Origin of the sequence: Pseudomonas sp. BS3767, from assembly GCF_900099665.1 — a bacterium.
Taxonomy (GTDB): Bacteria; Pseudomonadota; Gammaproteobacteria; order Pseudomonadales; family Pseudomonadaceae; genus Aquipseudomonas; species Aquipseudomonas cerasi.
Window position 1 is genome coordinate 976,972 of sequence record NZ_FNCX01000001.1, and the last position, 11,090, is coordinate 988,061.

Annotated in this window: 9 protein-coding genes, 1 tRNA gene and 3 pseudogenes; 5 read left to right on the forward strand and 8 right to left on the reverse strand. The window is 58.9% G+C overall.

Annotated features, from left to right (window positions below):
• Positions 1-15 precede the first annotated feature (15 nt).
• Together BLR16_RS03725 and BLR16_RS03730 are read left to right on the forward strand one after the other, a co-directional pair.
• The gene (locus BLR16_RS03725) at positions 16-678 is read left to right on the forward strand and encodes a carboxymuconolactone decarboxylase family protein (RefSeq protein ID WP_003372000.1); all 663 of its coding nucleotides are present in this window, start codon (positions 16-18) and stop codon (positions 676-678) included.
• A gap of 2 nt (positions 679-680) precedes the next feature.
• A pseudogene (locus BLR16_RS03730) lies at positions 681-1,367 on the forward strand (alpha/beta fold hydrolase); the annotation flags it as partial.
• A gap of 137 nt (positions 1,368-1,504) precedes the next feature.
• On the opposite strand, the gene BLR16_RS03735 reads toward BLR16_RS03730, so the two are convergent.
• Genes BLR16_RS03735 through BLR16_RS03745 form a run of 3 tightly spaced genes read right to left on the reverse strand, consistent with a single transcriptional unit; the run spans position 1,505 to position 3,364 of the window.
• Positions 1,505-1,822 (reverse strand): YciI family protein, encoded by a 318-nt coding sequence (locus BLR16_RS03735; RefSeq protein ID WP_003435885.1) that lies wholly within the window; start codon positions 1,820-1,822, stop codon positions 1,505-1,507.
• A gap of 26 nt (positions 1,823-1,848) precedes the next feature.
• Positions 1,849-2,481: an FMN-dependent NADH-azoreductase gene (locus tag BLR16_RS03740; RefSeq protein ID WP_003371994.1), complete on the reverse strand. Its 633-nt coding sequence runs from the start codon at positions 2,479-2,481 to the stop codon at positions 1,849-1,851.
• A gap of 55 nt (positions 2,482-2,536) precedes the next feature.
• Complete coding sequence (locus BLR16_RS03745; RefSeq protein WP_003371992.1) at positions 2,537-3,364, reverse strand: alpha/beta hydrolase; 828 nt, start codon at positions 3,362-3,364, stop codon at positions 2,537-2,539.
• A gap of 122 nt (positions 3,365-3,486) precedes the next feature.
• Here BLR16_RS03745 and BLR16_RS03750 point away from each other — a divergent pair, with 122 nt between their 5' ends.
• Positions 3,487-4,527, forward strand: a complete 1,041-nt coding sequence (locus BLR16_RS03750) for a GlxA family transcriptional regulator (RefSeq protein WP_003435886.1) — start codon at positions 3,487-3,489, stop codon at positions 4,525-4,527.
• Between the two features lie 167 nt (positions 4,528-4,694).
• On the opposite strand, the gene BLR16_RS03755 is transcribed toward BLR16_RS03750, so the two are convergent.
• Positions 4,695-4,770 (reverse strand) — tRNA-Asn (locus tag BLR16_RS03755).
• Positions 4,771-5,282: 512 nt separating this feature from the next.
• Here BLR16_RS03755 and BLR16_RS29195 point away from each other — a divergent pair.
• Positions 5,283-6,152 (forward strand): annotated as a pseudogene (locus BLR16_RS29195) (cache and HAMP domain-containing protein); the annotation flags it as partial.
• Between the two features lie 330 nt (positions 6,153-6,482).
• A pseudogene (locus tag BLR16_RS29200) lies at positions 6,483-7,013 on the forward strand (methyl-accepting chemotaxis protein); the annotation flags it as partial.
• Positions 7,014-7,054: 41 nt separating this feature from the next.
• Here BLR16_RS29200 and BLR16_RS03765 read toward each other — a convergent pair.
• Genes BLR16_RS03765 through BLR16_RS03780 form a run of 4 tightly spaced genes read right to left on the reverse strand, consistent with a single transcriptional unit; the run spans position 7,055 to position 11,059 of the window.
• Positions 7,055-7,906 carry an energy transducer TonB gene (locus BLR16_RS03765; RefSeq protein WP_003435888.1) on the reverse strand — a complete coding sequence of 284 codons (852 nt, stop codon included), beginning with the start codon at positions 7,904-7,906 and terminating at the stop codon, positions 7,055-7,057.
• Complete coding sequence (gene tolR, locus BLR16_RS03770; RefSeq protein WP_074806037.1) at positions 7,903-8,349, reverse strand: protein TolR; 447 nt, start codon at positions 8,347-8,349, stop codon at positions 7,903-7,905. Before tolR ends, BLR16_RS03765 begins: the two co-directional genes overlap by 4 nt.
• Positions 8,350-8,358: 9 nt before the next feature.
• Entirely contained in the window at positions 8,359-9,069 is a 711-nt protein-coding gene (tolQ, locus tag BLR16_RS03775) for a protein TolQ (RefSeq protein WP_092194102.1), read from the reverse strand.
• 55 nt (positions 9,070-9,124) lie between these two features.
• Positions 9,125-11,059 (reverse strand): phytase, encoded by a 1,935-nt coding sequence (locus tag BLR16_RS03780; RefSeq protein ID WP_074806034.1) that lies wholly within the window; start codon positions 11,057-11,059, stop codon positions 9,125-9,127.
• Positions 11,060-11,090 lie beyond the last annotated feature (31 nt).

Genomic DNA, 11,090 nt, shown 5'->3' on the forward strand with positions numbered 1-11,090 from the left:
GCGACAGCGCCCGCCATGACAAAAACGACGCCACCGGCTGGCACGCTGTCTGGCAAGCAGCAAGCCATTCCATTGATCGCCGCGTTCATGGCGACCAGCGATATGCCAAAGCTTGACTCGGCGCTGAATCAGGGGCTCGACGCGGGCCTAACCATCAGTGAGGCCAAGGAGATTCTGGTTCAGCTCTACGCCTATGCCGGGTTTCCACGCAGCCTCAATGCGTTGGGCGAACTGATGAAAACGGTTGAGGCACGCAAACAGCGCGGTATTCAGGACGCAACCGGAAACGAACCCGGCCGGGCGATCCCCACAGGCGAGGCGTTGCGTGAGGCAGGAGTAGCCAATCAGACACGCATTTCCGGTGGCGCCGTCAAAGGGCCTTTATTCGACTTCGCCCCTGTCATCAATCAGTTCCTGCAAACCCATCTGTTCGGCGACATCTTCGAGCGCGACAACCTCGACTGGCAAAGCCGCGAGCTGGCCACCGTCGGCGCCCTGGCAGCAACGCCGGGTGCCGAGCCGCAGTTGCGTTCCCATATGCTGGCAAGCATGAGGGTGGGTTTAAGCGCTGCACAGTTGCGCGAAGTGACCAACATACTTGCCGAACAGGCAGATGGAACCATCGCCAGACGCGCACGCGAGGCGCTGACACAAGCACTCGAAACGTCAAAGGACTGATCATGAACATGGCAAGAAACCTTCTGGCGCTTGCTATGGCGGGCATGCTGGCAGCCTGTGCGGTGAGTTCCAGCGAACCGGGCAATAACAGCGCGCCGCTGACGATCCAGAAACAAGGCAGCTTTACCGCCGGTGGCGAGATGATCACTGCACCGGGCACGTTCAACCCGCGCAAACCCATGCAGCCCGATGGCCAGACTTACCACGGGGACCATGCCTATGTGTTTTATCAAGTGCCGGTCAACGCACGAAAACTGCCAATCGTCATGTGGCACGGCGCAGGTCAGTTCTCCAGGACCTGGGAAACTACCGCTGATGGCCGTGAGGGTTTTCAGAATATATTTCTGCGGCGCCGGTTCGGCGTCTACCTGATCGATCAGCCGCGCCGCGGCGACGCCGGTCGCAGCATGGTCGAGGCAACACTCAAACCCACACCGGACGAGCAACTCTGGTTCAACCAGTTTCGCATCGGCCTGTGGCCCGAGTACTTCAATGGCGTGCAGGTTGCTCGTGATCCCGGCACACGCGAGCAGTTTTTCAGGGCCATGACGCCAAACACCGGGCCATTCGATATGAACGTCATCTCTGACGGGGTATCGGCAATATTCGACAAGATCGGCCCCGGCATTCTGTTCACTCACTCCCAGGCGGGCGGCCCGGGCTGGCTGACGGTCATCAAGAACGAAAAACCCGCCATAAAGGCGGGTTTTTTCTTGTTCAATGGCATTGCCCGGCAGCGTTGAAATACTGTCTGGCTCCACGAGCTGGACTTGAATAGAAGTATAGGCACCCAAAAATCACAAACGCTTATGCGAAAAACAACGCGCTAAACACGGTCTATGTACTTGGCTCCGCTGGCCCAATGGGCTGCGAAATCGGCAGAGCGCACTGCAGGATTACAACTCAGGATATCGAAAGTCGCCAACCGGTGAACATCGAACGGATCTTCGGCGACCATTCGTTGAATGTCCGCGATGTGTTCACCGTGCGCAAGGATGAAGCCCCCGTTCCCATCGGCGAGAGGGCCGGCAAACAGTACAGTTCCGGACTGTATATAGTTGACCAGCCACGCTTTGTGGGCGTCCAGATGAGCGTTGACTTCCTCAGCAGGACGAAGGTAAGTAAGTTTGATAGCAAATAGCATAAAATCAAGCCTCCAGACTGGGTGAGTTATTGAGCAGGGACTGACAACCCTGCAATGACAGCGGACATTGCAGCGGTTGCTTTTTCAACGCCCTGATCTCGTACTGGTTGGCCTCTGGAAACGCCCTCAGCGCGGATGAAGTGGACATCGCTAATTCCCAGAAAACCAAAAAATGCCCTGAGATAGCTTTCCTGGAAGTCCATTTTTTGCAGTGGTCCGTCCGCGTAGAATCCCCCACGAGCCGAGACCACGATGACGCGTTTGCCGCCGGACAAACCTACAGGGCCATGTTCTGTGTATTTAAAAGTTCGTCCGACCTGAGCGATCCTGTCCAGCCAGGCCTTTAGCTGGCTCGATACGCTGAAATTGTACATAGGAGCACCGATAACCAGCACATCGCTCGCCAGGAACTCCATAACCAGGATTTCTGACAGTTGATGCTCCTGCAGAATGGCCTCCGGAAAATCATTGATCCCGGTTTGCCGGAACCCTGCTGCAATAGGACCCGTGAGATGCTTCAACTCATCATCGACCAGGTCTCGGTACTTCACATGAGCCTCGCGGTGGCTGCCTTGAATGTGTGCAACAAGGGTCGAGGAAAGTGCACGGGTTATGGAGTTGCTGCCCATTATGCTTGAGTCAATATGCAGTATTTTCATGCTTGAGGCCCTTGAGATAAGTAATGGTTGTTGTCAAAAAAGCCGTGAACACTTTTCATCGTCCGGCTTCTCTGGCGGCGTGATCAATGAACTTGGCTACCGTATCGGGATGAGAAACTAGTGACAGATGGCTGGATCGAATTGATAAGGTCTGCGCTCCAATCTGTTTCGCGATAGCCCGCTGTACCGACGGTAAAAGCGCCTTGTCATCCGTTGTTTGCAAGTACCAGCTTGGCTTGTCGTGCCACGCCGCGTGCTGGATCTTCTCCGCGAAACAGGCTGCTGCGATAGGCTGTTGGACTGATGCAAGCAACTGCGCTTTTTTCATCGGCAAGTCCGCCGCCATGACGAGATGAAACTGCGCGGGATCGTCCAGCCAAAGCCAACCCTCCTCATCGGGTGTCAGGCCAGTCATAGGTGCATTCAGTCGCTGCAGGAGGCCCGCTGCTGATTCACCGCTGTCGGGCACCAGAGCGGAGAGATAGACCAGGCCCTTCACATTGGAGGCGTTACCGGCCTGTGTTATCACGGTGCCAGCCCATGAGTGCCCTACCAGGAGCACGTCGCCTTTTTGTCGGCGAAGCACGCGCTGCGTTGCCAAAACGTCATCTTGCAATGAGGTCATCGGGTTCTGCACTGCGGTGACGTAATAGCCCATGGCGGTCAGTTGCTTAATCACCGACGACCAGTTCGAGCCATCGGCAAATGCGCCATGTACCAGCACGATGTTGCGCACAGTGCCGTTAGGCAACGCAGCCATGGCCGGGCCACTGGAGAACAACAGCGATAAACCCAAGGCCAGGCCAAGCCGGCTCAGCCAGCTCAGTTGACTGGGACGTTTCTCTTCTTGACGCATGGAGTTCGTGTGGAGCGGCAGTTTCATGTCGGAGCGCCGTTGCAAATGACTGTGCACAGCTTAAGCAGGCCCAACTGGAACTGTTAGATAACAAATAGGCCACACTTCATGCAAAACTCGCCAACTTGATTGCCAAAGCAGGATTTGCCATGCGCATTGCGATTGTTGCTGTGGAAGGTAGCTTGATGTCCGCCATCACTGGGCTGGCTGATTTGTTCTGGATGACCAATCAGGCGCTGAAATCACCACCGCCCGGGTTGGCTTCGGAAATGAGGGCCAAGATCGATGTTGAATTTGAGACGATCATCGTCAGTTCGGATGGCAAGGCGCTGCGCGATCCTCAGGGCAGACTGATTCCCGTTGATGCAGACTTTTACACCGCGGGGTCTTTTGATGCAGTCCTCGTTACCGGCATGGCCTTGGGCCCGGATAAATTGCCGCCCACGTCCGACTCCCTCAAACGCGCGGCGGATTGGCTCAAAGTGAACCACCAACAAGGCGTACTGGTCTGTGGGGCGTGCGCGGGTACGTTTGTTCTGGGAGAGGCTGGGCTGCTCGACAACAGACGTTGCACCACTACCTGGTGGCTGCATCACGCTTTCAAAAAACGATTTCCAAAGGCTCAGCCCGTGTGGGGCGCTGCGGTGGAGCAGCAAGACGGCATCATTACCACTGGAGGGCCGTTGTCCTGGATTGATCTAGCCCTCTACGTGATCAGGTGCCTGGCCGGTGCCGATGTCGCCAGGTTGACCGCAGATATTTCTGTGACCGACAGCTTGCCACTGCCTCAACTGGTTTATGCACCCCGCGGTTTTATAAATAGTGCTGATCCGCTGCTTCTGGAAACCGAGCAAATCATTCGCCATGCCAGACCCGGGCTGACGGCTGAAGAGCTCGCCAAAATGTTGAATCTGAGCGAGCGGACAATGCATCGACGATTCAAGAAATTAACCAATGAGTCGCCTAAAGAGCTCATTACCCGAGTGAGGATAGAAACGGCTTGCGTCCTCCTCCAGACACCGGGAGCCAGCATTAAACAAGTGGCACTCAAGTGCGGCTACAACGAGGATACCTCGTTCCGACGGGCTTTCATTCAACTTACCGGGATGACGCCTGCGGATTACAAGCGCAGGTCTAAAGCGCAGTCCTCCGATGCGAGCGGATCAACGACGCGTTCGGTGCAGACGTAAGATTCATTTCTGGTACTGGAGGCGATTTAAAAACTACTCAAGGTGTTTTCTCAGCCAAGTCCATGAATTGTCGCGTTGCCAGCGCTCGGCGCCAAAACGAAAAAACCCGCCAGAAGGCGGGTTTTCGGTGTTTCAAAGATTTTTAAAGTCTTCTCTGAAACCTTGTCTGGCTCCACGACCTGGACTCGAACCAGGGACCCAGTGATTAACAGTCACTTGCTCTACCAACTGAGCTATCGCGGAATGAGCGCTATGTTACTGATTAGGAAAAGGAAGTCAAGCGAGGGGCTGAAAAATTTTCTGCGTGCGGCTTACGCGATATCGGTTGTTCCTGATGCACCCACGGGAGAGTACCTCTAGCGCCTTACGCGACACGGGACGCAGCTGATCGTACTGAAGTTGGCACTTCTGTCACATCAAGAAACATCTATCCCGGTCGACATCTGAGTCAGGTAATTCCTTTCCTACGGATCAGGTATAACAAAAAAATGGCCTCGCTCAAGACAGTACAAGCTCGCTACACCGCAACCTTCGTAGGATTCATGGCGCTGGTCATTGTTCTGACGGTTTATGGCATCGGTCAGTTCGTGTCCCCCAGGCTTACCGCCAACGATGAAAACATGCTGACCGCAAAGGCGGCAGACATCAGCAATGAGATCAAGACCGAGTTGGCCCGCGTACAGGCGCAGGCGCGGGTGATCACCGAGCTGGTGCCGCAGCTGTCCAGTGACGATATCGACCGCCTGCTGCCGTTCATGGTCAACCAGTACGGCGAAGCCAAGGTATTCGGCGGCGGGATCTGGCCTTTGCCGAACGTGCGCACGCCCGGTCGTGCCAAGCACAGCACCTTTTACCATCGCGATGCGTCGGGCAAGTTGATCGTCAACACCCATTGGAACTCGCCTGAGTCGCTCAACTATTTCGAACAGGGCTGGCACAAAGGCGGCTTGAACTCCCCTGCTGGCCAATGCGCCTGGGCGCCCGCCTATCAGGATGCCGCCAGCCCGGAACCGCGCACCAACTGCGCCATGGCCATCACCAAGGACGGCCAGCCGTGGGGCGTGTCGACCATCGACGTGACGCTGGGCTTCTTCAACAAGCTGGTTGAAGCCAAAGAGCAGGAAGTCCATGGCCGGATCATGATCATCGAGGCCGATGGCAAGATTCTGTCCAACGTGCCGGGCAGCAGCGACAAGATCGTGCTGCGCAATGTCTCCGAACTGGCGGCGCAATCGCCGTTCATTAATGGAATCAAGTCGGCACTCGCCGTCAAAGGTTCTGGCACCTCGCGTCTGACCTACCAGAACAGCGATGGCGAAGAATCAACGCTGTTTCTGATGCCGGTTGCTGGAACGCCCTGGTTGCTGGCCGTTTCGCAAAACACCGACCTGCTGAAAAGCCAGAGCGAAACCGTCCTCAAGACCTTGGCCTGGCTGCAGATCCCGATGGTTCTGGTGCTGCTGGTGCTGATGATCGTTGCGTTGCGCACGCTGATGAACCGTCTGGGCGTGCTCAAAACCAACATCGACACGCTGTCGGCCGGTGATGCCGATCTCACCCGGCGCATTGCTGTCAAAGGGCACGATGAAGTAGATCAGGTGGGTGAGTCGGTCAACAACTTCATTGCCTACCTGCAACGCATGATGCTCGACGTCAGCAGTTCCACCAGCGAGATTGCCAGCGGTATCGAACAACTTCGCAGTCAGGCGGGCGTTACCAATGCCATTCTGATCCGTCACGCCAACGAAACCGATCAGGCCGTTACTGCGATCACCGAGATGTCCTCCACCGCGGACGAAGTGGCCCGCAGCGCGGCGCAGACCGCAAGCTTCACGCAGTCGGCCAACGAGAACGCGCAGGTATCGAAAACCGTCGTTGCAGACTCTTCTGACAGCGTAAATGCACTGATCAGCGAGGTCGATTCGGCCACCAGCAAAGTGCAGTCGATGGAGCAGGACGCCAAGCGCATCAACGCGGTGCTGGCGGTGATTGGCGAAATCGCAGGGCAGACCAACCTGCTCGCGCTTAACGCCGCCATTGAAGCAGCGCGCGCCGGCGAACAGGGTCGTGGCTTCGCGGTCGTGGCCGACGAGGTGCGCGCCCTCGCCGCTCGTACCCAGGCCAGCACGTCGGAGATCAACGAAATGCTCGGCAGCCTGCAACAAGGCGTCAGCGCCGCAGTAGCCGCGATGGAAAAAACCCGTCAGAGCTGCCAGACCACGGCGGGCAAAACCACTGCCGTAACAAGCGGCCTGGACGACATGACTCGCTCGGTTCTGCAGATCAACGACCTGAGCACGCAAATCGCCACAGCGGCCGAGGAGCAAAGCGCGGTGTCCGAGGAAATCAGCCGTAACATCATTGCCGTTCGCCACATCGTCGAAGAGCTGGTCGAAGGCGGCTCCAGCAACGAACGCAGCACCGCTGCCCTTTCCGAGTCCAACACTCGCCTGATTGCGCTGGTACGGCGCTTCAAGGTCAGTTAAAACCTCTGCGGGCCTGCCGCAGCTTGCGTCAGGCCCGCTGTCTATTTGATCCGGTAGTGGAAGGTATTCTTCACCCCGGGCACGGTCACCGCCCTGCCCTCGACAACCCGTGGCTGATAACGAAAGGTTTGCGCTGCGGCCAGTGACGGACGGATGAACAATGGATGGCAGGCACCCTGCACTTGCGGGTTGACCACTGTGCCTTGCGGTGACACGTCGTAGACCACCGTGCAATCACCCTCGATGCCTTTGTCCAGCGCCCGTTCGGGATAGTCCGGGGCCTCCTTGCTCAGCGGCTGGTACTGGCTGCTGTCGGCAGCGGCAGTCTGCTGCTGTGATGAGTGCTGCGCCTGGCGGGCACGCTCGGCGGACTGGCGTGCCTGCTCAGCCTGACGCTGCTGCTCGATTTGCTGACGTTGCTGTTCGGCCAATTGCTGTTCCTGCTGCCTGCGCTGCTCGGCCTCGCGCAGGCGTTGGGCATTCTGCAGTTGCTCGCGCTCGCGCTTTTGCTCTTCGACGCGCTTGCGGGCCACTGCAGCCTGGTCGGGTTGACGTTGCGGCTCTGTCTGCGGTTTCGCAGCTTCGAGCGGTTTGCTGACCGGCAACGATGCCGGTGCAGGGGGTGGCGGCATCTGCACGGGTTCGCTTACCGGTGCCGCTGCCACTGGAACCGGCTCAGGCGCGGGCGTTGGCGGCAGAATCAGTAATTGGGTGGTCAGGGTTCTGACCGGTTCGGGCGGTTTTTCCCAGGCGTTCCAGCCGAGCATCAGACCGCTCAGCAAAGCGCCATGCAACGCCAGCGCGACCGCCGCCGCGAGGCCATTGCGGCGCAGCCAGGGCCGGTTCCCCCATTCGCGGCGCGGCGGCTGATAGTCGAGGGTCAGGGTGTTCATTGCGGCGCCTCGGTCACCAGCCCCAGTTGCGTCACGCCACTGCGTTGCAGGGCCGCCATGGCAGCAACCACACGACCGTAATCGGCTTTGTCATCCGCACGGATGAACACTTGCATGTCGTTGCGCTCGGCCACCAGTTGGGCAATGCGCGCCTGCATGTCTTCCAGGCTCGCGGCCTGATCGGTCTGCGCCTGAGTGTCGACGGTATCGCCCAGGTTCCAGTAGTAGCCGCCCTGCGCCTTGACGGACAACGTCACGATGCGCTGCCGGGTGTCGGTGACGAGCGCTTCGCTGGCCACTTTGGGTAACTCGATTTTCACGCCCTGGGTGAGCATCGGCGCCGTCACCATGAAAATCACCAGCAGCACCAGCATTACGTCGATGTAAGGCACGACATTCATTTCGGCCTTCGGGCCATGTTTGCGTTGCGGTTTGACCAGCATGACAAGTCCTCAGGCAGCAGCGGCCATGTTGCGTGTCAGGCCTTGCAGAGTGCGATTCAGGCGCACCTGCAGTTCGTTGCCGAAGCTGTAGTAGCGTGCCGTGAGGGTCTGGCCACGGGCGGCAAAGCGGTTGTAGGCGATCACCGCCGGAATGGCCGCGAACAGCCCGATGGCGGTGGCGATCAGCGCTTCGGCAATACCCGGCGCGACCGTCGATAGTGTGGCCTGCTGCACCTGCGACAGGCCGATGAAGGAATTCATGATCCCCCACACCGTGCCAAACAGGCCGATATACGGGCTGACCGAGCCTACCGTGGCGAGAAACTGCAGGCCTTTTTCCAATTGCAGCTCTTGCTCGCTGATGGCGACCTGCAGCGAGCGCTCGACGCCGGAGAGCACCACATCAGGCTCGATACCCGGCCGCTGCTTGAGCTGCATGTATTCGGCGTAACCCGCCTGAAATACGTCCTCGATCCCAGTCGCATCACGCTGCGCAGAGGATGCCTGCGCCTGCAGCGGTGCCACGTCGGCGGCACTGCGAAAGCGTTGCTGGAAGGCATCCAGTGAGCGCTCGTAATGACGCAGGACAAGACTGCGCTGAATGATCAGGTACCAGCTGACCAGCGAGGCGAGCAGCAAAATCAGCATCACGGCCTTGACCAGCAGGCTGGCATCGCTGATCAGGCCCCAGATGGTCATGTGTTCGAGAGTGGCGTGCATCGGGGTAGTCCTCTGTAATGGAACGAATGATTAGCACCGCTTGATGACAAACGACTTACGGCAGCTTCAAGGTCTTCATGACCTCCGCCCACGGCATGAACTTGAAGTTCTGCGCCTGCTCGGGCATGCGCTTGCGCCCGTCCTGAACCACCAGCATGCCTTTGCTCCAGGGGCCGCCGAGGTTCATGGCGGTCACTTCGATGCCGTCGGTTTCCGAGGTGCCGTCAATCCCCGCCTTCGCGTTCAGGCCGACCCGAAAGGCGCCGCGCAGTGCATAAGGCGGCTCGGCATCCACCACCACATAGCTGTCGTTGCCCTGACTGGAAATCAGCAGATAGTCATGGCCATCGCTCTGGTACAGCGCCAGCCCCTCGACATCGGCGTGCACCACTTCACCCACCTTGATCACGCTGGACAGCGTTGCAGGCTGATCCGCCCGCGCATCGACTTCCCAGACACCTACGTCTTCTTCACCGAGAAACAGGCGCTGACGCTGGTCATCGGCCACGCAGCCTTCCGGTTGGGTGTCGACCTTGAAGCGGCGTACCAGCTCGCCTTTGGCCTTGCCGTCCGGGGCGCTGAGCCGGTATTGGAGAAAGCTGCCGTCCTTGCCGTTGGCGAAGGCATACAGCTCGCCACTGGCAGGCTTGAACAGGCAGACGCCGTAGATTTCCGCCAATGGCGTGGCGATTTCCCCCGCCTCGTGAAGCGTGCCGCTGGCGCGGTCGATGCTGAACAGGCTCAGGCTGTTGCGATCGCGATTACTCGCCACGGCCAGGTCGACGTTCTTGTTGCCCAGCATGAAACCGGGGCGCACATCGACATTGTTCAAACGCCCGACCGGCAGCTCCTGTAACTGCTTGCCGCTCAGGTCGTAAGCCAGCAGACCCTGCTTCTTGTTGGTACCCAGCACCCGGCTGAGTGCCGGATTTTTCGAGTTGACCCAGATCGCCGGGTCGTCGGCGGCGTCACCCTGACGCCCGACCGACTGGCTCTGGATGGCCGGCATGACACTCGGCAGCGGCGCAGCAACCGCGACCGGTTTGGGCGTCCAGTTCAGCGCCCCCTGATACAGACGCTCACCGTCCTTGTCGTTGACCAGCACCTGCAAACCACCCTTGTTCTCATGCACCGAGAGACCTTCGGGCTTCTTCAGGTTCATCAATGACAGATCGGCCACCGGCACCCAGGCTGCCTGCTGTTGATCATCCTGCTGCTGATAGAGATGCAACGACTTGCCCTTCGGGTCCAGCGCCAGCAGACCGCCAGGCACAACAGCCATTGCCCCAGCGGCCTGTTTCAGCTCGCCAAACGGCTCGCGCAGCGCCACCGGCTGCCGGGCGACATCGGCCTCGGGATGCGCCGGGTAAGCCCACCAGCCGATGTTCGCTTCATTGACGAACAACCTGTGCGCGGCATCGTCGACCTGACAAAACTCGGCGTTGGGAGGCAGCGGCAGATTGCGCACCAGGCGCGGCTCGCCATTGAGCCGGTTGTTCGCACCAATCAGCCATTGCTCGCCCTTGCCCTCTTCGCCCACCAAAAATACAAACAGGTTGCTGGCGTCATCGCGATACAGACACAGGCCGGCCACTGAATAGTCGCGTGCCGGTAGGTAGACCGGCTTCGACCAGTGCATCTTCGCCGGGTCCAGCTGGGTCAGCAGTGCCTGTTGACGTGCGTTGTCCAGCGTCGCGAGCAAGACGCTCTCGCCCGTTGAGCGGCTGTCGAGCCCTTGAAATGAACCGGGCATGCTTGCCAGTTCGCGGCCCTGCTCATCCAGCAGCAACAGGCCGGCCTTGATGCTCGTGGCCAGACGCCGACTGCCGTCACTGTCCGGCAAGAAGGCGACAGACTGAGCCTTGAACGAGGCGTTTTCAGCCCAGCGCGTCAGGTTCAGATCCATCGGCGACGAGGCCTGCGCAGCCCCGGCCGTCAGGCAAAGCAAGAGCGCCAGGCACACTGGCTTGGGTAATAGCGAAATCATCATGAACGGTTGAATCCTTTGAATGAGCGCTTCA